Source organism: Citrobacter farmeri, from assembly GCF_019048065.1.
Lineage (GTDB): Bacteria > Pseudomonadota > Gammaproteobacteria > Enterobacterales > Enterobacteriaceae > Citrobacter_A > Citrobacter_A farmeri.
This window is the reverse complement of the sequence record NZ_CP077291.1, coordinates 2,158,869-2,180,348: the sequence shown is the minus strand read 5'-3', so window position 1 is coordinate 2,180,348 and position 21,480 is coordinate 2,158,869. Positions and strand designations below refer to the sequence as shown.

Here is a 21,480-nt window from a genome sequence, read left to right as displayed (position 1 = left end):
GCTCCTTACACACGTTCAAGGATTAATGCGATCCCCTGGCCAACGCCTATGCACATCGTACAGAGCGCATAGCGACCGCCGGTGCGCTGTAGCTGGTATGCGGCGGTCATCGCCAGACGACCGCCCGATGCCCCTAATGGGTGGCCAAGCGCAATCGCGCCGCCGTTAGGGTTCACCTGCGCAGCATCATCGGCCAGACCCAGATCACGCATCACCGCCAGCGCCTGCGCGGCAAACGCTTCGTTAAGTTCGATAACATCCATCTGGCTGAGCGTTAAGCCTGTTTGCGCCAGCACCTTGCGGACCGCCGGTGCCGGGCCAAAGCCCATAATTCGCGGGGCGACACCAGCGGTTGCCACACCAACAATGCGCGCCAGCGGTTGTAACCCCTGCTGCGCCATCGCTTGTTCACTGGCGATGAGCAACGCACAGGCACCGTCGTTGACGCCAGACGCGTTGCCCGCCGATACCGTACCGTCAGCGCGAACCACCCCTTTCAGCCTGGCGAGCGCCTCCAGCGACGTTGCTCGCGGATGCTCATCCTCGCGAAAGATCAGCGGATCGCCTTTTTTCTGTGACACTGTCACAGGAATCAATTCTTGCGCAAACAGTCCCTGCTCCTGAGCGGCAGCAGTGCGTAACTGGCTGCGCAGGGCAAAGGCATCCTGATCGGCGCGCGATATGCCAAACTCCTGCGCCACGTTTTCCGCCGTTTCCGGCATAGAATCGACACCATAGCGTGTTTTCATTTGCGCGTTGATAAAGCGCCAGCCAATCGTGGTGTCTTCGATTTTCATGTTACGACTGAAGGCGTTTTCTGCTTTACCCATCACAAATGGCGCACGCGACATGCTCTCCACTCCGCCCGCGATCATCAGCTGCGTTTCGCCACTTTTAATCGCTCTCGCGGCGATGCCAATAGCATCGAGACTGGAACCGCACAAACGGTTTACCGTACTGCCCGGAACGCTTTCCGGCAACCCGGCCAGCAGCAGCGCCATCCGCGCGACGTTGCGGTTATCTTCCCCCGCCTGATTTGCGCAGCCGTAAATCACGTCATCGATCAGCGCCGGATCGAGGCCTGGATGGCGTTCAAGCAGCGCTTTAAGCGGAATAGCAGCCAGATCGTCAGCCCTGACGCTCGCCAGCGCTCCGCCGAAACGCCCAAAAGGTGTCCGCACTGCATCGCAGATAAATGCCTGATTCATCATAGTTCCTTATGCGCTTTGCGCCAGCGGTTCACGGCTCAGCGTTACCGGCGTCAAACGTTGCAATTCTTCAAAAGAGAGGCCGTTGAAAATTTCCCGGACTACCGGGCCCGTGTCGGTAATATCGATCACCGCCAGATCGGTATAAATACGGCTGACACAGCCCATGCCCGTCAGTGGATAGGTGCAGTGCTCAACCAGTTTGCACTCACCGTCGCGGGTCAGGTGGTCCATCATCACAAACACCTGGCGCGCACCGATCGCCAGATCCATCGCGCCCCCCACGGCCGGGATCGCATCCGGCGCCCCGGTACTCCAGTTGGCGAGATCCCCGGATGCGGAAACCTGATACGCCCCCAACACACAGATATCCAGGTGCCCGCCGCGCATCATGGCGAAAGAGTCGCCGTGGTGGAAATAGCACCCCCCCTGTAGCAGCGTGACAAACTCTTTCCCGGCGTTAATCAGTTCGGGGTCTTCTTCCCCTTCTGCGGGTTTCGGTCCCATCCCGAGCAGACCATTTTCGCTGTGCAGGAAAATCTCTTTTTCCGGTGGCAGGTAGTTGGCGATGCGGGTCGGCAAGCCGATCCCCAGATTGACGTATGCCCCTTCCGGGATATCCTGTGCCACGCGTCTGGCCATTTCGTCACGAGATAATTTCTTCATCGTTTACTCCTTACGCGCGCCGCGCTGCGTGGGTGAGGTTTTCCAGAGAAAACACGCGCTGGACAAAAATACCCGGCGTGATGACGTGCTCAGGGTCAAGTTCACCGAGAGGCACTATCTGATTCACCTCTACCACGGTGGTTTTCGCGGCAGTCGCCATGATCGGGCCAAAGTTTCGTGCCGCTTTGCGGTACACCAGATTCCCCCAGCGATCGGCCTGGTGTGCCTTAATCAGAGCAAAATCGGCTTTGATCGGGTATTCGAGCACATAGTCTTTGCCTTCGATATGGCGGGTTTCTTTCCCTTCCGCCAGCGGAGTGCCATAGCCCGTGGGGGTATAAATAGCCCCCAGTCCAGCCCCGGCGGCCTGAATCCGTGCCGCCAGATTGCCCTGCGGCACCAGTTCCAGCTCAACCTCGCCACGGCGATACAGGGCGTCAAAAATCTGTGAGTCCACCTGACGCGGAAAGGAGCAAACCATTTTGCGCACGCGTCTGGCCTTCAACAGCGCCGCCAGACCGACCTCACCATTGCCCGCATTGTTATTGATGATGGTAAGGTCGCGAGCCCCCTGCGCAATCAGCGCATCGATCAACGTGGTGGGTTGTCCGGCGGTACCAAAGCCACCAATCATGATGGTGGCACCATCCGGGATCCCGGCGATGGCCTCCTCCAGCGAAGGCACACTTTTATCAATCATCAGCTCGCTCCTTGTGGTGCGTATTTCGCACGTTTTTGCGTTGTTCGCACAAAATGTGACCCACTTAACGAAGTCAGGCAAGGGCGATAATCGAAATATGGTGCGATTATCGAACATCATTTATATTTGTGCGAAGAATGTGATCCGTGGCGAACAACGAGAGGAAAACAGTGGAAAAACATCCTGATGACCGACTGAACAATGAGGCCGATCCGTTCAAGGGCGACCCTAATTACATGGCCTCACTCGCCCGCGGGCTGGAGGTGATTCAGGCGTTTACGCCACAACGGCGGGTTATGTCGATCTCGCAGATTAGCCAGAAAACCGGGATCCCACGCGCGGCGGTCAGACGCTGTCTGTATACGCTGGGAAAACTGGGTTTTGTCTATGCCGAAGATGGGAAAAACTTTGAATTACGCCCGCGTATCCTGGCGCTGGGACATGCTTACCTGGCCTCCACGCCGCTGGTTCGCGCCACTCAACCGGTGCTGAAGCATCTGAGTGAAATGCTCAATGAGTCCTGTTCCATCGCCACCCTCGACGGTGACGATATTTTGTATATCGCCCGCGCCTCCAGTTCACGCATTATGACCATCGATCTGGACATCGGCAGTCGGCTGCCCGCGTGGTCCACCTCGATGGGACGCGTTCTGCTCAGCCATCTTTCTGAGGATAAACTGAACGATATGCTCGGGCGGATCACGATGATCCGCTACACCTCGCAAACCGTGGATTCCGTTCCCGCCCTGCGCGCCGAACTGAAGAAAGTACGACAACAAGGCTACGCGTTAAACGATCAGGAACTGGAGATGGGACTGCGCTCAATTGCCGTACCGCTGATGAACAGTCAGGGTCAGGTACAGGCCGCGTTGAACGTGGGGGTGCATGCCGGTCAGGTGACGGCGGACGAGCTGCGCAGCCGGGTGCTGCCTGAGTTGCAGAAAGCCGCGCAGGAGTTGTCACTTTTACTGCATTAACGGCTGCGTTTGGCGTGGCGCTCCCAGTTTTCCTGCTTCGCCTGCGCGGATTTGCGCAACGCCACGTAACACGCCCCGCTGCCGCCATGATGCGGCAGCGCCGTGCAGTAAGCCTGAACGTCGTCAAATTCGGTCAGCCAACGCGCCACGTAGCTGCGCACGATGTTGGCATGTGAGTTATCGTCCCGCCCTTTACCATGAATGATCAGCACGTTGCGCAGACCATCCTCTAACGACTGGAGAAGAAAACTGAACAACTGTTGACGGCACGCTTCCACGGGTTGACGCAACAGATTCAGGCTCGCCTGCTGGCTGTACTTCCCTGAGCGCAGTTTATCGAGCACGCCCTGTTGCACCCCATCACGACGAAACGCCAGCGGCTGCGTCAACGGGATAACCTCCAGAAAACCGGTGGTGAGAAAATTATCCAACTGGAGGGTATCAATGCGCTGCGGGGTACGCGCATTGCGCACGGGCTGCCAGTGAACGTCGGCACAACGTTTCAGCGGCTGCACATCCTCCATGGCGTCAAGAAATAACGATTTGTCGTCAAGGTTCATGTTGTGTCCTCCCGCTTTTAAAGACAGCCACTATCATAGCCGTCCCCCATAAGGGCGACAACGGTTTACAGATGTTTCCAGTTAACATCGGGTTGTCATACAGCCATGGTTCACTAAGTCCTGTCAATTTTAACCGTGATTAACTCATATTGAGTGATTCTTAAATCCGTTTGATTTAACTTAGATTTTCGTGAAATCAATCACCCATGATGGCTGGCATCAGTAAACGGTTCTTGCTATAAGACATTACCCGCCACACGGAATAATAACGGGAACACATGAAGGATATACTGCTGTGTGTACTGTAGAGTCTGGCGGATGTCGACAGGCTCTATTTTTTTATCCTAAATCAGAGGTATAGCACTGCTGCTAACGACCATGATACGTTGACGCCCACCGACTGCATGCCAATGAGGCAACCGATGCTGACACTACTGGAAGAAAAAATGGCGACCCCGCTGGGTCCGCTTTGGGTGATTTGCGATGAGCAGTACAGGCTGCGCGCCATCGAGTGGGAACAGTACAGTGAGCGTATGGTGCAACTGCTGGATATCCATTACCGTGCCGAAGGGTATACCCGCATCAGCGAGACGAATCCGGGCGGCCTGTGCGATAAACTGGCCGACTACTTTGCCGGCAACCTCAGCGCGATCGATACGCTGCCTACCGCTACCGGCGGAACCCCTTTTCAGCGGGAAGTCTGGCAGACGTTACGCACTATTCCCTGTGGTCAGGTGATGCATTACGGCCAGTTGGCCGAACAGCTGGGTCGTCCTGGCGCAGCGCGTGCGGTTGGCGCGGCGAACGGTTCGAATCCAATCAGCATTGTGGTGCCCTGCCACCGCGTCATCGGACGCAACGGCACCATGACCGGTTATGCTGGCGGCGTGCAGCGGAAAGAGTGGCTATTGCGCCATGAAGGTTACCTGTTGCTGTAATATCCAGGCAATTCGTGCCTTCTTGCTCACACTTTTACGTAAAGACGTTACACGGAACGTTCGGATTTTCAAAGGGATAGAAATAATTTGCTCACACATGCCGGAATTATCCGCTATTGGGGTTAGCTCAGACTTACGTGCTCACCAAAAAGATGTTAAAATTGACAAATATCAATTACGGCTTGAGCAGACCTATGATCCCGGAAAAGCGAATTATACGGCGCATTCAGTCTGGCGGTTGTGCTATCCATTGCCAGGATTGCAGTATCAGCCAGCTTTGCATCCCGTTCACACTTAACGAGCATGAGCTTGATCAGCTTGATAATATTATCGAGCGTAAAAAGCCGATCCAGAAAGGCCAGACGCTGTTTAAAGCGGGTGATGAGCTGAAATCGCTCTATGCCATTCGTTCCGGTACGATCAAGAGCTATACCATTACTGAACAAGGCGATGAGCAGATTACAGGCTTTCACCTCGCGGGTGACCTGGTCGGTTTCGACGCCATCGGTAGCGGGCATCATCCGAGTTTTGCGCAGGCACTGGAAACCTCAATGGTCTGCGAAATCCCGTTTGAGACACTCGACGATCTGTCCGGCAAAATGCCGAATCTGCGTCAGCAGATGATGCGACTGATGAGCGGTGAGATCAAAGGCGACCAGGATATGATTCTGTTGCTGTCGAAGAAAAACGCGGAAGAGCGCCTGGCAGCATTTATCTATAATCTGTCCCGTCGCTTTGCGCAGCGAGGTTTCTCTCCACGTGAATTCCGTCTGACCATGACCCGTGGTGATATCGGTAACTACCTTGGCCTGACCGTTGAAACGATCAGCCGCCTGTTGGGTCGCTTCCAGAAGAGCGGAATGCTGGCGGTGAAAGGAAAATACATCACTATCGAAAACAGTGATGCGCTGGCGGTACTCGCCGGACACACCCGCAACGTTGCTTAATCTTTCCGCAACCTTCTGAAACCCTTCTGTCGAATCGCTAAATTTTCCTGATTTATTGATCTGACAGAAGGTTCTTCCCTGTTTCAATTCACATTCTTGGGTTACTCTTTTAGTTACAAACTGCGATGACAGTTGTAAGGAGACCCTGTATGGCTATGTATCAAAACATGCTGGTGGTTATCGATCCGAATCAGGACGATCAACCTGCGTTACGGCGTGCGGTTTATTTGCATCAACGGATTGGTGGCAAAATTAAAGCCTTTTTGCCGATCTATGACTTTTCCTACGAAATGACCACCCTGCTGTCGCCTGATGAGCGCACCGCCATGCGTCAGGGCGTCATTAGTCAACGGACGGCCTGGATACGCGAACAAGCAAAATACTACATCGAAGCAGGCGTTCCTGTTGAAATTAAAGTGGTCTGGCACAACCGTCCTTTTGAAGCCATTATCCAGGAAGTGATCAGCGCCGGGCACGATCTGGTGCTGAAGATGGCGCATCAGCATGACAGGCTGGAAGCGGTGATCTTCACCCCGACCGACTGGCATCTGCTGCGTAAATGCCCAAGCCCGGTGTGGATGGTGAAAGACCAACCCTGGCCGGAAGGCGGTAAAGCGCTGGTGGCAGTAAACCTTGCCAGCGAAGAGCCTTACCACAATGCGCTGAATGAAAAGCTGGTGAAAGAGACGCTGCAACTCGCCGAGCAGGTCAACCATACAGAGGTGCATCTGGTCGGCGCCTACCCCGTCACCCCTATCAATATCGCCATCGAGCTGCCGGAATTTGATCCCAGCGTCTATAACGATGCCATTCGTGGTCAGCACCTGCTGGCAATGAAAGCGCTGCGGCAAAAATTCAGCATCGACGAGAAAGTCACCCATGTCGAAAAAGGATTGCCGGAAGAAGTGATCCCCGATTTAGCGGAGCATCTGCAGGCAGGGATTGTGGTTCTGGGGACGGTAGGCCGGACCGGGATTTCCGCCGCGTTCCTGGGCAACACGGCGGAACAGGTCATCGATCACCTGCGATGTGACCTGCTGGTCATCAAACCCGATCAGTACCAGACGCCTGTTGAACTCGACGACGATGAAGACGATTAACGCGTCGTAACAGCAAGCAAAGGCCCGAATGAACGGGCCTTTGCTTTTAGCGTTTGTCCTCGCCACCGAGAAAATAAATCCCCAACGGGATGGCCAGCAGCACGGTGAAAACCAGACTATAGACAAAAATCATTGATGATTGAATGATATACATCGACGTCGTCCAGTCAGAAAGCGGAATATCATACTGTTCAATCACCCCGCCAATCGTGGCGCGCGTGACAACCGATGCGGCAATGATAAACACCCCCAGCAGGCACAGCAGAAACTTTTTGCCCTTCGCCGTCTTTAGCTTTTCCATCATCATAGTGCCCTTCTGTTACTGATTTTACGTTACTTTATCGCAACAATACCATGACAACAGGCAAAAGTCTTCACTCACAAATACGTCACATTGAAATCTTGTTGGCATGAAAACGCCAATAACACTATTTATCGCCACGATTCTTTGATGACGCCGCTGTTTATCCTGAGTATCATGATTAAGATTGTGGCTATATTGCTGTTATTTAAAAGGAACCGGAGAGCCGGTGATAACTATGTTTACTGACCTGTTCGTAAAAAATATTTTCAATGTGACAGTTATTTTAAGTAGTCTCTTCAGCTTAATTCTGATGAACTTTTTGTTTCGCCACGGCAATAAAAAGAAGAAAGGATTTATTCTGCATGTCACCCAGTTCCTTATTTACACTCTGATCATTAGCACATTGGGTAGCGTCGCTAACACGGTCATTGCGCATTATCATATCAGCGCGATCTCATCCAGCTTTGTTGACTTTATCTGTACGTCGCTCATTGCGCTGATTCTGACCCTGAAACTGTTTCTGCTCATTAACCAGTTTGAAAAATCGCAAATTAATAAAGGTCGGGATGTTACCCGTGCGCGTATTTTATCGCGGATTATCAAGATCACGCTCGTTATTGTTATTGTTTTGCTTTATGGCGAACACTTCGGTATGAGTCTGTCGGGTTTACTCACCTTTGGCGGAATTGGCGGTATCGCGGTCGGGATGGCCGGGAAAGATATTCTGAGTAATTTCTTTTCAGGTATTATGCTCTATTTTGATCGCCCGTTCAGTATCGGGGATTGGGTCCGTTCTCCGGATCGCAATATTGAAGGCACCGTGGCGGAAATTGGCTGGCGGATGACCAAAATTACCACTTTCGATCATCGTCCGCTATACGTCCCTAACTCCGTGTTTTCTTCGATTAGCGTTGAAAATCCAGGCCGCATGAGCAACCGCCGAATCAACACGGTCGTCGGGCTACGTTACGAAGATGCCAGCAAAATCGGTGCTATTGTCACTGAAATAAGGCAGATGCTACAAACCCATGCCGATATCGATCAACAACAAACGCTACTGGTTTATTTCAATGGCTTTGGCGACTCCTCGTTAAATATTATGGTGTATTGCTTTACCCGCACGACGGTCTGGGAAGAGTGGCTGGCCGTACAGCAACAGGTTTATCTTAATATTATTGATATTGTCCAGAATCACGGCGCGGATTTCGCCTTCCCAAGCCAGACGCTGTATATCGATAATAGCAGTCAGAGTTAAAGCAAAACGCCCCTGCCCTACACATGATTGCCTCAGGAGATATCTGCCTGAGGCACTATATTCAAACAAGGCGTTATTATCTGTTCATTCAACGATTTCGATGTAATTTCCGTCCGGGTCTTTAATGACCGCTTCATAATACCCGTCCCCGGTAGTACGCGGCGGTGAAACCAGAATCCCCTGCACCCGTGCCTTTTGTGCCAGCGCATCGACTTTTTTAGCGCTGCCAACTGCGATAGCCAGATGTACCCAGCCGGTCGTTTGGTTATCCGGACGCAGAGCACGCAGGGCGGGTTTCGTCATCAGTTCAATCGCAATATCATCCCCAATGCGCACAAAGTAAGACTCGAATCCGGGATTGTTCTTGCTGCTGTATTTCTCATTGCGCGTACCATCAAAAAAATCCGTCCAGAAACGTGCCTGCGCCTCCAGCTCTGTGGTCCATAGCGCCATGTGTGCGATTTTCATATTTCACCTCGTCTTAATCCGTCAGAAGATTGACAGTACCCACCGTTTTGCCCGATCATGCCTTTTATTGCTCGATGATAGAGTTTTCAGGATTCATTATGCTCGATTATGCAGCTTTCCCGGAACAACGACAAGCCCTGATTCAGCAGATCCTGCAAGAGAATGGGCGCGTGGTATGCAGTGACCTCGCTTCCCGACTGAACGTGTCGGAGCACACCATACGCCGCGATCTTCACGAACTCAGTAAGGAAGGAATTTGCAAAAAAGTCTATGGAGGCGCGGTGATGATGCTGCCAGAGGCGGGTGACTATTCAGTGCGAAAAGCGAAGAAACCCGATCAAAAGAGCAACATCGCGCAAAAATGCGCACGACTGGTCAAATCAGGCAGCTGTATTTTTATCGACACCGGCACGACCAACCTGGCGATGGCGGAGGCTCTCCCGGCAGAACTCTCTCTGACCGTGGTCACCAACTCACCGGAAATTGCCGCCGTACTGCTGAAAAAGCCGTTGTACGACGTCATCATGCTCGGAGGCCAGTTGCAGCGTTCTTCCGGCGGTTGCGTCGGCGCATCGGCGATCGCGCAGGTTCAGGGTATGTTATTCGACCAGGGCTTTATCGGCGGCTGTGCGATGGCGCCAGAATCCGGTCTGACCGGGTTCGATTATGCCGACTGTGAATTTAAGCGTGCGGTGCTCCAACAGTGCAATGAAACCATTGTGGCGCTGACGGCGGACAAAATCCCGGCGGTGGCTCGCTATGTTGTCGCCCGAAGCAGTGAAATCGACGTCATTGTGGTTGAGGCGAACATTAGCAAAGAATACTGCGAGGCGTTTCGCGAACATGACATTCGCATTTACACGGTGTAATCAGCAGGCGCGATCCCGCGCCTGCTGACGGATGGTTAGTGCTTAATGATATACATGGTCCGGCTGTAGGCCACGTCTTCCGGGTTCATGATCGGATACCCTTTCAGCCACGGTTTGATTAAGCGCCCGTTGGTGTACTGATAAATTGGTGCGATCGGCGCTTGCTCCATAAGGATTTTTTCCGCCGCATTGTAATCGGCATTACGCGCTTTATCGGTATTTTCCATCGTCGCCTGGGTGATGACTTTGTCATACGCCGGATCGTTAAAACGGGAAATATTGCCGGAGTGTGTTGAGGTCAACAGCGACAGGAAGGTAGAAGGTTCATTGTAATCCCCCACCCAGGAAGCACGAATCACATCGAAGTTCCCGGTGTTGCGGCTGTCGATGTAGGTTTTCCACTCCTGGTTTTGCAGCTTCACATCCACACCTAAGTTTTTCTTCCACATCGAGGCCACCGCGATGGCGATTTTCTGGTGGTTCTCGGAGGTGTTGTACAGCAGCGTCAGGTTAAGCGGCTTCTGCGGACCGTATCCCGCCGCTCGCAACAGCGTTTTCGCCTGCGCGTTCAGCTCTTCCTGACTCATCTGCTCAAAAGGTGACGGTTCAGGCGTAAAGCCGGCGGTGACGTCCGGTGTAAAATGCCAGGCCGGTTTTTCCCCGGTTCCCAACACCTTCTCCGCCATAATGCGGCGATCGATGGTCATGCTCAGCGCCAGACGCACGCGGGAATCCGCAGTCGGGCCTTTTTGTGTGTTAAAGGCGTAGTAATAGGTTCCCAATTGAGGTGGCGTATAAACCTGTCCGGGGATGTCCTTTAACAGCTTCTGGTACATATTTTTCGGGAACGACTCGGTAATGTCGATATCCCCCGCCAGGTAACGTTTGGTGGCGGAGGACTCCTGATTGATTGGCAGGAAAGTCACTTTTTGCAGTACCGTTTTTCCGTTATCCCAGTAATGGGTATTCGGCACCACCACCAGCTTTTCATTCACTACGCGATCCTGTAACACATAGGCGCCGTTACCAATCAGATTGCCCGGTTTGGTCCAGTCTTTACCGCTTGCCACGTTGGCTTTTTGCACCGGATAAAACGCAAAGCTGGCGGTAAGATTAGCAAACCACGGCAGCGGTTTATCCAGTTGCACTCTCAGGGTTCGGGTGTCAATGGCGGTCACGCCGAGCTTATCGGGCGTTACTTTGCCATCAATAATCGCCTGGGCATTATTCACCCCTGCCAGCGCGGCAAACCAGGCAAAAGGCGACAGCGTTTTCGGATCCACCAGCCGTTGCCAGCTATAGACAAAATCCTGCGCGGTTACCGGCGTGCCATCAGACCAGCGTGCATTATCCCGCAGCGTAAACGTCCAGATCCGATTGTCGTTACTTTTCCACTGCGTGGCGACGCCAGGCACAATTTCACCCTTCTCGTTCTGGTTAACCAGTCCTTCGAACAGGTCGCGAATAACCTGAATTTCCGGCAACCCGACTGCTTTTGCCGGATCCAGCGTCGCGGGTTCATCTTTTATATGGCGAACCAGCTCCTGCTTCTCCGCCAGTACCGCCGTGCCGGGAACATCCGCAGCATATGACAGAGAAATGCTGCTAACCAACAGCGCACAACAGGTTACTGAAACAGAGTGCTTCATAGAGTCCCCTCAATCCGGCTTATTCACGATGGCGTAATTATTTGTTTCGCCTTAAGGAAATGCAAACATCTTCCTGCAGAAAATTGATATTACGACTAAAAATCCGTGCGTGCGAAAACGATTTGATTATCGACCAGATTTGCACAACACTGCGAGTAATAATCCCTGAATTCAGAGACGCTTATGACCGTTACCCGCCCCCGTGCACAACGCGGCGCCTTTCCGCCAGGAACCGAACATTATGGACGTTCACTGCTGGGGGCTCCGCTGATCTGGTTTCCGGCTTCCGCCGCCAGTCGCGACAGTGGTTTGATTATCGCGGGAACGCACGGCGACGAAAACGCGTCGGTGGTCACGCTCTCCTGCGCACTGCGCACGCTGACGCCCTCGCTGCGCCGCCACCATGTGATCCTCGCGGTAAACCCGGACGGCTGTCAGCTCGGTTTGCGTGCAAACGCTAACGGCGTCGATCTCAATCGCAATTTTCCGTCAGCCAACTGGAAAGCCGGAGAGACGGTATATCGCTGGAACAGCGCTGCGCAAGCGCGTGACGTCGTTCTGTTGACGGGAGAACATCCGGGTTCAGAACCAGAAACTCAGGCATTATGTCAGTTGATACATCGCATCCACCCCGCGTGGGTGGTCTCCTTCCATGACCCGCTGGCCTGTATTGAAGATCCCGGAAGCAGCGAACTCGGTGAATGGCTGGCGCAGGCGTTCGAACTGCCGCTGGTGACCAGCGTGGGTTACGAAACGCCCGGCTCTTTCGGCAGTTGGTGCGCAGATCTCGAATTGCCCTGCATCACGGCTGAATTTCCGCCGATCTCTTCAGATGAGGCCAGCGAAAAATACCTACAGGCGATGTCCACGCTTCTGCGCTGGCATCCTAAGGATGAAGCTGTCCGGTCGTAAAGTGCAGCGCGGGCTCGACATCAACAGCCAGCCAGGTGGGACCATCAAGATCGGCAAAGCTAACCTGCGGCGTCAGTGGTAATGCAGCCGTAATCGCCCGCGACGTGCAAAGCATACAGCCCAGCATCAGCGCAAATCCCTGCTCGCGCGCGTCAGCAGCCAGCGCCAGCGCCTCGGTCAGTCCACCGGTTTTGTCCAGCTTGATATTGACCATCTCATAGCGCCCGTGCAGCGCCTTCAGGCTGCTACGGGTATGACAACTTTCATCCGCGCAGACCGGTAGCGGATGGATGAAATTTTCCAGCGCCGCGTCATCCTGTGCCGGAAGCGGTTGTTCCAGCATCGCCACGCCGAGATCGGCTAATAGCTGACAGCGCGCCGCCAGCCCTTCCGCCCGCCATGACTCATTGGCATCAACAATCAGGGTCGCTTCCGGTACCGCCGACCGAATCGCCACCATGCGTTCGCTGATCAGCCGATCGTCCAGTTTCACTTTCAATAGTCTGGCTCCGGCTTCCCACAGCGCTGCCGCGCTGGCCGCCATTTGTTCCGGCGTACCGATCACCACGGTCTGGGCAGTGGCAATTGTCTCGGGCAATGTCACTCCAAGGCTTTCCGTCAGCGTTTGTTGCTGCTGACGCGACTGTAAATCCCACAACGCACAGTCAACCGCGTTGCGCGCCGCGCCGGCAGGGAGCAGTTTCTGTAGTGCTTCCCGGGTCAGCCCTTTTTCCAGTTGCGGCACAATACTCATGATCTGCGCCATCACCGACGCATCACTTTCTCCGTAGCGCGGATAGGGCGTACACTCCCCCGTCCCTTTCACGCCCTCTTCTTCCAGTTCAACCACCACGACACGCGCCTCACTGCGGCTGCCACGGGCAATCACAAAAGGGGTATGTAACGGCCAGGCTTCCTCGTAGACCTTCACAGAACGCATTTTTTCTCCTTAAACCATGACGTGGTGGTTTGTGCGCTACGCCGAAATAGCGTTTGCCGTGTTATCGGCTGTTGGCATAAACTAGCTGTGACGTTAACTATATGTAAACAGGAAGATAACCATGTCACAAACCGTTCATTTCCAGGGCAACCCGGTTGCAGTCGCCAACTCCATTCCTCAAGCGGGTAGCAAAGCGCAGCCTTTTACCCTCGTGGCAAAAGATCTGTCTGACGTCGCACTGAGCCAGTTTGCAGGCAAACGCAAAGTGCTGAACATTTTCCCGAGCATCGATACCGGCGTTTGCGCGGCATCGGTACGTAAGTTTAACCAACTGGCCACCGAAATCGATAACACCGTCGTACTGTGTGTTTCTGCTGACCTGCCGTTTGCCCAGTCGCGCTTCTGCGGCGCAGAAGGCCTGAGCAACGTCATCACGTTGTCCACGCTGCGTAACGCTGAGTTTCTGAAAAACTACGGCGTTGAAATCGCTGAAGGCCCGCTGAAAGGCCTGGCCGCTCGCGCGGTTGTCGTTCTGGATGAAAATGACAATGTCATCTTCAGCCAACTGGTGAATGAAATCACTAACGAACCTGACTATGCCGCTGCACTGGAAGTGCTGAAAGCGTAAGTCATCCCGGCATACAAAAATGCCTCCATTCCTGGAGGCATTTCTTTACTCTTCGCCCTTCTTCTGGTTCAGGCCATACTCGCGCAGCTTATTCGCAATCGCGGTATGAGAAACCCCCAGACGTTTCGCCAGCTTACGCGTACTGGGATAACTGCGATACAACTGAGTTAGCACCGAGCGCTCAAAGCGGCTGGTGATATCATCCAGCGAACCTTCCATCGCATCTTCACCTACCGCAACCGTCGTCGCGTCGTAATCCGGCAGTAAAATATCCTGCGGTCGCAGTTCGTAACCTTCAAGCTGTGTCAGCGCGCGGTAGACCGCGTTTTTCAACTGTCGCACGTTGCCAGGCCAACCGTAGCGGGTCAACACCGTACTGAGATCGGCAGCCAGTTTGGGACGCGGCACGCCCTGCTCATCGGCGAAACGCGCCACGAACAGTTCGGTCAGCGGCATGATATCCTGCGGACAATCGCGCAGCGGCGGCAAATTCAGCGTCAGCACGTTAAGGCGATAATAGAGATCTTCCCGGAACAGTCCTTTCTGCACCAGTTCGACGAGATTCTTTTGCGTCGCACAGATTACGCGTACATCAACATGGACCTCATGATCTTCCCCCACCCGACGGAACGTGCCGTCATTCAGGAATCGCAGCAGTTTGGTCTGCATGCGCGGCGACATTTCGCCAATCTCATCAAGCAGCACCGAACCGCCGTTCGCCTGCTCGAAGAAGCCTTTTTTGCCTTCCGGCGCATGACCGAACAGTTCGCTTTCCACCGCATCTTCAGGAATCGAGGCGCAGTTGAGCGCCAGATACGGTTTACCCGCACGCGGGCTGGCCTGATGACAGGCATGAGCAAACAGATCTTTCCCGGTGCCGGTATCACCGATAATCAGCAGCGGTGCACTCAGCATCGCCAGTTTGCGCGCCTGTTCAACAACGTGTTTCATTTTGCCGCTGACGGCAATGATCTGACTGAAGGCGCTCACATCCTGAGTGGCCAGATTCTGCAACTGACGCCCCATCCGGATAGTTGAACGTAGCATCACCACCGCTCCGGTGAGCATGGTTTCGTCGGTTTCCCCTTGCAGATAGACCGGCGTGATTTCCATCAGGAAATTCTGCCCGTTGATGACCACATGTTCGTTGTGAGAGGTCAGCGGATTCCCCTCCAACCAGCGCTGGAAGTTAAAACCGTTAATCAATTGTGCAGCGGTGTGGTTACGCATCCGCTCCAGATTGAGCGCAAACAGCTGACAACTCGCCGGGTTCGCCATCTCAATCTTGCTTTTCAGATCCAGCGATAAGACCGGCTCAGGCAGCGCCTCAAGCAGCGCGCTGAGCGCCAGGTGCTCACGCTCGGATGGCATCCACGGTACGGTGCGTACGTCAGTGACGCCCGCAATGCGGCGAATTTCTGCCATCAGGCTACTGAAGTTAGTGAACTCCAGCTCGGCAAAGTTAAGGTAGATTCGCCCAATGGGGTCAATCTCGATACCGCGCAAATCGATGCTTCGTAGCACCAGTAAATCGAGTAATTCGCGAGTCAGACCGAGTCGGTCTTCACAAAAGACTTCCAGACGCATGGGGGACCTTCACCTGAATAATGAGCTATAGATAAGATGATAAGCCAGGAATGGGGAAGCAGGAAGGATTCTGTCAACAAATATTGACAGCATGACGGAAAAACAGGCGTTTCGGCGTAAAGTTACGCGGTCAACGCCTGCGACAACATTACTTTTCTCGCGCTGAGCCGTTTTTCTGCAACGTCTCTTTGAGCTGCCCGATCAGTTGACGCCGGAAATCGCCCAGACGCGGTTTGTCATCATCCAGCCACGGCAGCGGACGGCAAAGCTCCATCGCTTTGATTCCCAGTCGTGCGGTTAACAGCCCGGCTCCGATCCCCTGCGCGGCGCGGGTCGACAGGCGTGCGGCGAGATCCTGCGACATCCAGTCCATCCCCACTTCCCGCACCAGTTCGCTGGCCCCGGCAAAGGCGATATTGAGCAGGACCAGGCGGAACAGACGCAGACGGCTGTAATAGCCAAGCTCAATCCCGTACAGCGTGGCGATGCGGTTAATCAGTCGCAGATTGCGCCAGGCAATAAACGCCATATCCACCAGCGCCAACGGGCTGACCGCTATCATCAGCGTCGATTCCGCCGCCGAACGGCTGATTTCGCGCCGCGCCTGGGCATCCAGCACCGGCTGAACCAGATGAGCGTAGAGGCTGACCACCTCGCGATCGTTTTGTGTTTCGTGAATCGAGGCGTACCAGCGCTGTAGCGCCGGATGCGACTGGTCGATTCCGGCCTGCTGCGCCAGTTTCTCGCAGAAGGCCCGCCCTTTCCCGGCACCGTGACTGTGCAACAGGTCGCGCGCTTCATCACGCTCGTGAGCACGCTGACGTAATCGCCACAGACGCCGCCACTCGGTTGCCACCGACCCCACGCCCGCACCGATAATCAGTGCCCCGGCCGCGCAGCCACCGAGCGCCACCCAGTCCTGCGTTTGCCAGGCGTTCATCGTCCACTGTACGCCCTGTCCAACCACGCTTACGCCGAACAGCGCCAGCCCGCCCATCACCATCTTGCGCCACAAGCTGCGCTTCGGGCGCAGCGCCGCATCAATTACCGCTTCGGCCTGCCCCTCTTCTTCCAGCGGCTCATCGACGGTGGCCGGGGCAAATGACTGAGCCTGTGTCTCGCTAAACGTTTGTTGCGCTTTAAAAGCCGGGTTCTGCTCGACTTCAAGCGGACCGGCGAAATCAATCCGCGGTTTTATCGGTTCGCTCATCGCAATTTATCTCCTATTAAAAACTCCAGCGCGGCATCCAGGCGAATGTGCGGCAATGGCTTATCGACATCCATCTTTTGCGGTCGAAAAGCTTCAAACTGAAATCCCTGACTATCCCAGAACGCCTGTCCCGGCAGTCGCGCCGGTACTTCTCCGGGGTAGACCGTCAGCGGAGATCCGTCACTTAAGCGGTTTCCACGCAGCGCCGGGATCTTCTCGCCGTTAACGTCAATCAATCCGCTGGTGGTTGCCTGGACGGAAGCCAGCCCCAGACAATCCATGCTGATCCCTTCAAACGCCGCGTTCTGCCACGCATCCTGAATCAACTGTTGCAACAGCGACACCATATTGGCGTGCTGGTCGATCGTCACGTGGTCCGCTTTGGTGGCGGCAAACAGCAGTTTGTCGATCACCGGAGAAAACAGCCGGCGAAACAGCGTGCGCTGGCCGTAATGGAAACTTTGCATCAGTTGCGTTAATGCAAGGCGCATATCGTTGAACGCCTGCGGCCCGCTGTTGAGCGGTTGCAGACAATCCACCAGCACAATCTGGCGGTCGAAACGCAAAAAGTGGTTCTTATAGAACCCTTTCACCACCTTTTCACAATAGTAGTTAAAGCGCTCGCGCAGCATTCCGGCATTGGTCTGTTTATCCGCCTGGGCCAGTCTGGATTCGCCCCACGCGTCGACATCCGGCCAGGGGAAAAATTGCAGTGCCGGTGCGCCAGCCATATCACCGGGCAGCACGAACCGCCCTGGCTGGATGAAATGCAGCCCCTGCTGTTTGCACTGATGCAGGTATTCTGTCCACGCCGCCGCGATATCGGCCAGGCGATTCTCATCGGCGGTTGCCAGCGGATCCAACCCTTGCGTCAGTTGTCGCCATTTCGCCGACCATTCTGCCCGCTGGCCGGTAAGGAGTCCTGTCATCTGCCGCGACCAGCTCAGATAATCCTGCGCCAGCATCGGCAGATCGAGTAACCATTCGCCGGGATAATCGACAATCTCCAGATACAGCGTCGACGTCTCTTTGAAGTGACGTAGCAGGGAATCGTTGGATTTATAGCGCAGCGCCAGGCGAATTTCACTGACCCCACGAGTGGGCGTCGGCCAGGTTGGCGGATCGCCATACAGTTGAGCCAGGCCTTCATCGTAGGTAAAACGAGGAATGCCAAAATCGCGCTGGGGAACGCGCTTCACCCCGAGCAGGCGCTCTTCACGCACGGCGCTGAGCAGCGGTAATCGCGCCCCGGCGTGAATATTCAGTAGCTGGTTAACCATTGCGGTGATAAATGCGGTTTTTCCGCTCCGGCTCAGCCCGGTGACCGCGAGGCGCAAATGCCGGTCTACGCCGCGATTAACCAGCGCATTAAGTTCATTGGTCAGTCTCTTCATCGCCATCCCGTTATGCCTGAAGACCAGAAAAAAGTATAACGCATACCTTTATTGTGGGGGCAGGTCGTTGATTATCAACCGTGTTGTGGCACTGGAAAACAGGTGTGAGGTCGTGACAACGGAAAAGCGATTTACTGGCATAAATATGTCAAAGCGATGCGTTTTCCGCTAAAGCATGCAAATAGAGAATTATTTTAAATTAAATTTCATCACGTTTATCTCTCTGGCCGAATCTTATCAATCCCCCCTTCATCCCGCGCCAGACAATGCCTCCCGTTGACACAAAATATATTGCATTGTATAAAATCCCGCTTCAATAATGAGTTTCATTTGCATTAATAATAATTTTAACGAAGGGTAGCGGTTAATGAAAAAAGTCATTTGCGCATTCGGCATGGTGTTCGCATCCGTCAGTTCTGCTCAGGCAACGACCTATCCACTGACTCTGGAGAACTGTGGTTACACCGAAACGTTCACCAAAGCGCCAGAACGCGTCGTGGCTCTCGGACAGAATACCGTTGAGATTCTGCTGTTGTTAGGTTTGCAGAATAACGTGAAAGCCAGTGCCTTCTGGCCGACCAAAGTGCTGCCTCAACTGGCGGAACAAAATGCGAAAATCAAAACTCTCACGGTAGAAATTCCCACGCTTGAATCTATCCTTGCGCAAAACCCGGATTTCGTTCCCGCACAGTTGCCCTTGTTATTAGGGCCTGAAAGTAAGGTCGCGAAACGTGAAGATTTGCTTACCGTTGGCGTAAACAGTTATTTATCCCCGGGCATGTGCGCCACGAAAAAAGCAGCAGGCGATTTATATGGCAGTCGTCAGAAGCTGTGGGATATGACGTATCTCTATAAGGAAATTGAAGATTTCGCGAAAATTTTCAATGTGGAAGACAAGGGTCAGGCGGTTATTGCCGATTTTAAAAAGCGTGAAGCCGAGCTCCGCCAGGAGTTCGGTAAAAACAAGAAAGATCTCTCGTTTGTCTTTTGGTTCTCCAGTGCTTCCCCTTCCGCGGATGCTTATGTTGGCGGTAAAAACAGTGCCTCCGGATTCATAGCCAACGTGCTGGGCGGACACAACGCAATCACCTCTGAGACAGAATGGCCGACGGTGAGTTGGGAAAGCATTATCGCGGCGAATCCGGACGTCATCGTGGTGTCCAGCCTTGATCGCAACCGCTGGGCGCTGGATAACGCGGAAGAGAAAATCAAATTCCTGAAAAGCGATCCTGCCATCAGCCAGTTAGACGCAGTGAAAAAAGGCCATATCGTGGTTATGGACGGTCAGGCGATGAACCCGACTATCCGTACTCTTTACGGCGCTGAGCAGGTTGGCGAGCAGCTCAGAAAACTGGGGCTGAACTGATGACCACTGCGGTACTTCAGACCCGACCGGGTCTGCTTCTTACCAGCGCGTGTTTGCTTGCTATCTTGCTTTTGTTTCTGACGATTGCCGTTGGGGTCAGCGTGGGGGAATTGTCTATCCCACTGCGGGATGTTTTTTACGCCATCAGCAACAGAATGGGACTCACCGACACCCCGCTCAACCGTATTTATGAAAGTGTGATTTGGGACTTTCGCCTGAGCCGTGCGCTGGTCGCGGCGTGCTGTGGCGCAGGCCTCGCAATCTGTGGTGCGGTACTGCAAAGTCTGTTGAAGAATGCGCTGGCGGAACCCTATGTGCTGGGTGTTTCTGCGGGCGCGTCAACCGGCGCCGTTTCTGTTGTTGTTCTGGGAATCGGTACGGGCGCGGTCTCCCTCTCCGCAGGCGCATTCGTCGGCGCATTTGCCGCCTTTGCATTTGTCGCCTTTCTGACGAACGGCGCGCGAGGGGGTAATGAACGCACGATTCTGGCTGGCGTTGCTGCTTCCCAACTCTTCAATGCCATTACGGCTTATACCATCAGCACCTCCGCCAGCGCGCAGCAGGCACGCGATGTGATGTTCTGGCTGCTGGGCAGCTTCAGCGGCGTACGCTGGCCGGAATTCCAGTTAGCGTTGGTCGTGGTGCTGACCGGGCTGGCCATCTGCCTTTACTATTCTCGGGCACTGGATGCCTTTACCTTTGGCGATGATGCCGCCGCGTCTTTAGGGATTGCCGTTCCCTGGGTACGTCTTGCCCTTTTCACCACCACCGCGTTCATTACTGCCACGATCGTCAGCATGGCCGGTTCAATTGGTTTTGTAGGACTGGTGGTTCCGCATGTTATGCGCTTCTTCTTTGGTCCGCTGCATCGCACATTGCTTATTGCCAGCGCACTGGCTGGCGCGATCCTGATGGTGCTGGCGGACATCGCCTCGCGTTTATTGATAGCGCCGCAAAGTTTGCCGGTTGGTGTGGTGACCGCCCTGGTCGGTGTCCCCTTCTTTGCCGTGATCATTTACCGCTCAAGGAATAAGTGATGAGTATCTCCGCTGAAAATATTACCTGGAAAGTCGGTAAAAAGGTCATCGTCAACAATGTCTCGCTCAACGTCGAGCCCGGTAAAACCGTTGGATTACTTGGGCCGAACGGTTGTGGAAAGTCATCACTGTTACGCATTCTGGCAGGATTACGTCGACCGGATGCCGGCCACGTGACGCTGGACGGAAAAAGCATTGCCCGCATTCCCAAAAAGCAACTGGCCTGTCGGGTGGCTTTTGTTGAACAACACGGCATGACCGATGCCAACATGCGCGTGCGTGATGTGGTGAAACTTGGCCGTATTCCACACCACTCCCCCTTTTCTAACTGGAGTACGCGCGACGAGGAAACGGTCAACGAGGCATTACAGCGCGTTGATATGCTGGAAAAATGTGAACAAGGCTGGCTCAGTTTATCCGGCGGTGAACGCCAGCGCGTACATATCGCCCGTGCGCTGGCGCAAGCCCCCACCGAAATTCTCCTGGATGAACCCACTAACCACCTGGACATTCACCATCAAATGCAATTAATGCATCTGATCAGTGAGTTGCCAGTGACCAGCATTGTGGCTATCCACGATCTCAACCACGCGTCAATGTTCTGTGACTCGCTGATGGTTATGCAACGTGGGCAGATTGTCGCGACGGGAACGCCGCAGGATATTCTGAGCGAGGAACTGCTTTGGGAGGTTTTTCGGGTTAAAACCCGAATCGAAATCTCTCCTTTTCATGGCAAAAAACATATCCACTTCATGGTGTAAGGCC

The 21,480-nt window shown here is 54.1% G+C and carries 22 protein-coding genes; 11 read left to right on the top strand and 11 right to left on the bottom strand.

Annotated features, from left to right (window positions below):
- Positions 1-5: 5 nt before the first annotated feature.
- Genes pcaF through I6L53_RS10285 form a run of 3 tightly spaced genes read right to left on the bottom strand, consistent with a single transcriptional unit; the run spans position 6 to position 2,574 of the window.
- Positions 6-1,208, bottom strand: coding sequence for a 3-oxoadipyl-CoA thiolase (gene pcaF / locus I6L53_RS10295; RefSeq protein WP_042318837.1), 1,203 nt, complete (start codon positions 1,206-1,208; stop codon positions 6-8).
- A gap of 9 nt (positions 1,209-1,217) precedes the next feature.
- The gene (locus tag I6L53_RS10290; RefSeq protein ID WP_042318834.1) at positions 1,218-1,874 is read right to left on the bottom strand and encodes a 3-oxoacid CoA-transferase subunit B; all 657 of its coding nucleotides are present in this window, start codon (positions 1,872-1,874) and stop codon (positions 1,218-1,220) included.
- Between the two features lie 10 nt (positions 1,875-1,884).
- Positions 1,885-2,574: a 3-oxoacid CoA-transferase subunit A gene (locus I6L53_RS10285; RefSeq protein WP_042318831.1), complete on the bottom strand. Its 690-nt coding sequence runs from the start codon at positions 2,572-2,574 to the stop codon at positions 1,885-1,887.
- Between the two features lie 170 nt (positions 2,575-2,744).
- On the opposite strand from I6L53_RS10285, the gene I6L53_RS10280 reads away from it, so the two are divergent.
- Positions 2,745-3,551, top strand: coding sequence for an IclR family transcriptional regulator domain-containing protein (locus I6L53_RS10280; RefSeq protein ID WP_042318829.1), 807 nt, complete (start codon positions 2,745-2,747; stop codon positions 3,549-3,551).
- Here the strand turns inward: I6L53_RS10280 and smrA are convergent.
- Positions 3,548-4,111 carry a DNA endonuclease SmrA gene (gene smrA / locus I6L53_RS10275; protein WP_042318828.1) on the bottom strand — a complete coding sequence of 188 codons (564 nt, stop codon included), beginning with the start codon at positions 4,109-4,111 and terminating at the stop codon, positions 3,548-3,550. The genes I6L53_RS10280 and smrA overlap by 4 nt on opposite strands.
- Before the next feature lie 422 nt (positions 4,112-4,533).
- On the opposite strand from smrA, the gene ogt reads away from it, so the two are divergent.
- The 3 genes from ogt (at position 4,534) to uspE (ending at position 7,096) form a co-directional block, all read left to right on the top strand.
- Entirely contained in the window at positions 4,534-5,049 is a 516-nt protein-coding gene (gene ogt, locus I6L53_RS10270; protein ID WP_042318826.1) for a methylated-DNA--[protein]-cysteine S-methyltransferase, read from the top strand.
- A gap of 194 nt (positions 5,050-5,243) precedes the next feature.
- Positions 5,244-5,996 (top strand): fumarate/nitrate reduction transcriptional regulator Fnr, encoded by a 753-nt coding sequence (gene fnr, locus I6L53_RS10265; RefSeq protein ID WP_003020397.1) that lies wholly within the window; start codon positions 5,244-5,246, stop codon positions 5,994-5,996.
- A 149-nt stretch (positions 5,997-6,145) separates the two neighbouring features.
- Entirely contained in the window at positions 6,146-7,096 is a 951-nt protein-coding gene (uspE, locus tag I6L53_RS10260; RefSeq protein ID WP_042318822.1) for a universal stress protein UspE, read from the top strand.
- A 46-nt stretch (positions 7,097-7,142) separates the two neighbouring features.
- Here uspE and I6L53_RS10255 read toward each other — a convergent pair whose 3' ends face one another.
- Positions 7,143-7,403, bottom strand: coding sequence for a DUF2534 family protein (locus I6L53_RS10255; protein ID WP_042318820.1), 261 nt, complete (start codon positions 7,401-7,403; stop codon positions 7,143-7,145).
- A 232-nt stretch (positions 7,404-7,635) separates the two neighbouring features.
- Between I6L53_RS10255 and I6L53_RS10250 the strand changes: the two genes are divergently transcribed.
- A complete protein-coding gene (locus I6L53_RS10250; RefSeq protein ID WP_042318817.1) occupies positions 7,636-8,655 on the top strand; it encodes a mechanosensitive ion channel family protein in 1,020 nt (339 codons plus the stop codon).
- A gap of 84 nt (positions 8,656-8,739) precedes the next feature.
- Here I6L53_RS10250 and I6L53_RS10245 read toward each other — a convergent pair whose 3' ends face one another.
- The gene (locus tag I6L53_RS10245) at positions 8,740-9,123 is read right to left on the bottom strand and encodes a VOC family protein (RefSeq protein WP_042318815.1); all 384 of its coding nucleotides are present in this window, start codon (positions 9,121-9,123) and stop codon (positions 8,740-8,742) included.
- Between the two features lie 98 nt (positions 9,124-9,221).
- On the opposite strand from I6L53_RS10245, the gene I6L53_RS10240 reads away from it, so the two are divergent.
- A complete protein-coding gene (locus I6L53_RS10240) occupies positions 9,222-9,992 on the top strand; it encodes a DeoR/GlpR family DNA-binding transcription regulator (protein ID WP_042318813.1) in 771 nt (256 codons plus the stop codon).
- A gap of 35 nt (positions 9,993-10,027) precedes the next feature.
- On the opposite strand, the gene I6L53_RS10235 is transcribed toward I6L53_RS10240, so the two are convergent.
- A complete protein-coding gene (locus I6L53_RS10235; RefSeq protein WP_042318811.1) occupies positions 10,028-11,641 on the bottom strand; it encodes a peptide ABC transporter substrate-binding protein in 1,614 nt (537 codons plus the stop codon).
- Positions 11,642-11,824: 183 nt separating this feature from the next.
- On the opposite strand from I6L53_RS10235, the gene mpaA reads away from it, so the two are divergent.
- Positions 11,825-12,553 (top strand): murein tripeptide amidase MpaA, encoded by a 729-nt coding sequence (gene mpaA, locus I6L53_RS10230; RefSeq protein WP_042318808.1) that lies wholly within the window; start codon positions 11,825-11,827, stop codon positions 12,551-12,553.
- Here mpaA and ycjG read toward each other — a convergent pair.
- On the bottom strand, positions 12,528-13,493 hold the full coding sequence (ycjG, locus tag I6L53_RS10225; RefSeq protein ID WP_042318806.1) for an L-Ala-D/L-Glu epimerase: 966 nt from the start codon (positions 13,491-13,493) through the stop codon (positions 12,528-12,530). The two genes, mpaA and ycjG, sit on opposite strands and share 26 nt — an antisense overlap.
- A 121-nt stretch (positions 13,494-13,614) precedes the next feature.
- On the opposite strand from ycjG, the gene tpx reads away from it, so the two are divergent.
- Entirely contained in the window at positions 13,615-14,121 is a 507-nt protein-coding gene (gene tpx, locus I6L53_RS10220) for a thiol peroxidase (protein WP_042318803.1), read from the top strand.
- Positions 14,122-14,166: 45 nt separating this feature from the next.
- Here tpx and tyrR read toward each other — a convergent pair whose 3' ends face one another.
- From tyrR to I6L53_RS10205, 3 genes are all read right to left on the bottom strand, one after another.
- The gene (tyrR, locus tag I6L53_RS10215) at positions 14,167-15,708 is read right to left on the bottom strand and encodes a transcriptional regulator TyrR (RefSeq protein ID WP_042318801.1); all 1,542 of its coding nucleotides are present in this window, start codon (positions 15,706-15,708) and stop codon (positions 14,167-14,169) included.
- A gap of 148 nt (positions 15,709-15,856) precedes the next feature.
- Positions 15,857-16,918 (bottom strand): YcjF family protein, encoded by a 1,062-nt coding sequence (locus I6L53_RS10210; protein WP_042318800.1) that lies wholly within the window; start codon positions 16,916-16,918, stop codon positions 15,857-15,859.
- Positions 16,915-18,312 carry a YcjX family GTP-binding protein gene (locus tag I6L53_RS10205; RefSeq protein ID WP_042319033.1) on the bottom strand — a complete coding sequence of 466 codons (1,398 nt, stop codon included), beginning with the start codon at positions 18,310-18,312 and terminating at the stop codon, positions 16,915-16,917. The genes I6L53_RS10210 and I6L53_RS10205 overlap by 4 nt, the downstream gene beginning before the upstream one ends.
- Positions 18,313-18,679: 367 nt before the next feature.
- Between I6L53_RS10205 and eitA the strand changes: the two genes are divergently transcribed.
- Genes eitA through eitC form a run of 3 tightly spaced genes read left to right on the top strand, consistent with a single transcriptional unit; the run spans position 18,680 to position 21,476 of the window.
- Positions 18,680-19,678, top strand: a complete 999-nt coding sequence (eitA, locus tag I6L53_RS10200; RefSeq protein ID WP_042318799.1) for a siderophore ABC transporter substrate-binding protein EitA — start codon at positions 18,680-18,682, stop codon at positions 19,676-19,678.
- Complete coding sequence (locus tag I6L53_RS10195) at positions 19,678-20,715, top strand: FecCD family ABC transporter permease (RefSeq protein ID WP_042318797.1); 1,038 nt, start codon at positions 19,678-19,680, stop codon at positions 20,713-20,715. The genes eitA and I6L53_RS10195 overlap by 1 nt, the downstream gene beginning before the upstream one ends.
- Positions 20,715-21,476 (top strand): siderophore ABC transporter ATP-binding protein EitC, encoded by a 762-nt coding sequence (gene eitC, locus I6L53_RS10190; RefSeq protein ID WP_042318794.1) that lies wholly within the window; start codon positions 20,715-20,717, stop codon positions 21,474-21,476. The genes I6L53_RS10195 and eitC overlap by 1 nt, the downstream gene beginning before the upstream one ends.
- Positions 21,477-21,480 lie beyond the last annotated feature (4 nt).

What these genes read in the sequence shown, in the direction of transcription:
- mpaA (WP_042318808.1), top strand. Translation starts at nt 11,825, where the DNA reads ATGACCGTTACCCGCCCCCGTGCACAACGCGGCGCCTTTCCGCCAGGA.
- smrA (WP_042318828.1), bottom strand. Translation starts at nt 4,111, where the DNA reads ATGAACCTTGACGACAAATCGTTATTTCTTGACGCCATGGAGGATGTG.
- tpx (WP_042318803.1), top strand. Translation starts at nt 13,615, where the DNA reads ATGTCACAAACCGTTCATTTCCAGGGCAACCCGGTTGCAGTCGCCAAC.
- I6L53_RS10240 (WP_042318813.1), top strand. Translation starts at nt 9,222, where the DNA reads ATGCTCGATTATGCAGCTTTCCCGGAACAACGACAAGCCCTGATTCAG.
- eitA (WP_042318799.1), top strand. Translation starts at nt 18,680, where the DNA reads ATGAAAAAAGTCATTTGCGCATTCGGCATGGTGTTCGCATCCGTCAGT.
- ogt (WP_042318826.1), top strand. Translation starts at nt 4,534, where the DNA reads ATGCTGACACTACTGGAAGAAAAAATGGCGACCCCGCTGGGTCCGCTT.
- ycjG (WP_042318806.1), bottom strand. Translation starts at nt 13,493, where the DNA reads ATGCGTTCTGTGAAGGTCTACGAGGAAGCCTGGCCGTTACATACCCCT.
- fnr (WP_003020397.1), top strand. Translation starts at nt 5,244, where the DNA reads ATGATCCCGGAAAAGCGAATTATACGGCGCATTCAGTCTGGCGGTTGT.
- I6L53_RS10195 (WP_042318797.1), top strand. Translation starts at nt 19,678, where the DNA reads ATGACCACTGCGGTACTTCAGACCCGACCGGGTCTGCTTCTTACCAGC.
- I6L53_RS10235 (WP_042318811.1), bottom strand. Translation starts at nt 11,641, where the DNA reads ATGAAGCACTCTGTTTCAGTAACCTGTTGTGCGCTGTTGGTTAGCAGC.
- eitC (WP_042318794.1), top strand. Translation starts at nt 20,715, where the DNA reads ATGAGTATCTCCGCTGAAAATATTACCTGGAAAGTCGGTAAAAAGGTC.
- I6L53_RS10255 (WP_042318820.1), bottom strand. Translation starts at nt 7,403, where the DNA reads ATGATGATGGAAAAGCTAAAGACGGCGAAGGGCAAAAAGTTTCTGCTG.
- I6L53_RS10245 (WP_042318815.1), bottom strand. Translation starts at nt 9,123, where the DNA reads ATGAAAATCGCACACATGGCGCTATGGACCACAGAGCTGGAGGCGCAG.
- uspE (WP_042318822.1), top strand. Translation starts at nt 6,146, where the DNA reads ATGGCTATGTATCAAAACATGCTGGTGGTTATCGATCCGAATCAGGAC.
- I6L53_RS10290 (WP_042318834.1), bottom strand. Translation starts at nt 1,874, where the DNA reads ATGAAGAAATTATCTCGTGACGAAATGGCCAGACGCGTGGCACAGGAT.
- tyrR (WP_042318801.1), bottom strand. Translation starts at nt 15,708, where the DNA reads ATGCGTCTGGAAGTCTTTTGTGAAGACCGACTCGGTCTGACTCGCGAA.
- I6L53_RS10285 (WP_042318831.1), bottom strand. Translation starts at nt 2,574, where the DNA reads ATGATTGATAAAAGTGTGCCTTCGCTGGAGGAGGCCATCGCCGGGATC.
- I6L53_RS10250 (WP_042318817.1), top strand. Translation starts at nt 7,636, where the DNA reads ATGTTTACTGACCTGTTCGTAAAAAATATTTTCAATGTGACAGTTATT.
- pcaF (WP_042318837.1), bottom strand. Translation starts at nt 1,208, where the DNA reads ATGAATCAGGCATTTATCTGCGATGCAGTGCGGACACCTTTTGGGCGT.
- I6L53_RS10205 (WP_042319033.1), bottom strand. Translation starts at nt 18,312, where the DNA reads ATGAAGAGACTGACCAATGAACTTAATGCGCTGGTTAATCGCGGCGTA.
- I6L53_RS10210 (WP_042318800.1), bottom strand. Translation starts at nt 16,918, where the DNA reads ATGAGCGAACCGATAAAACCGCGGATTGATTTCGCCGGTCCGCTTGAA.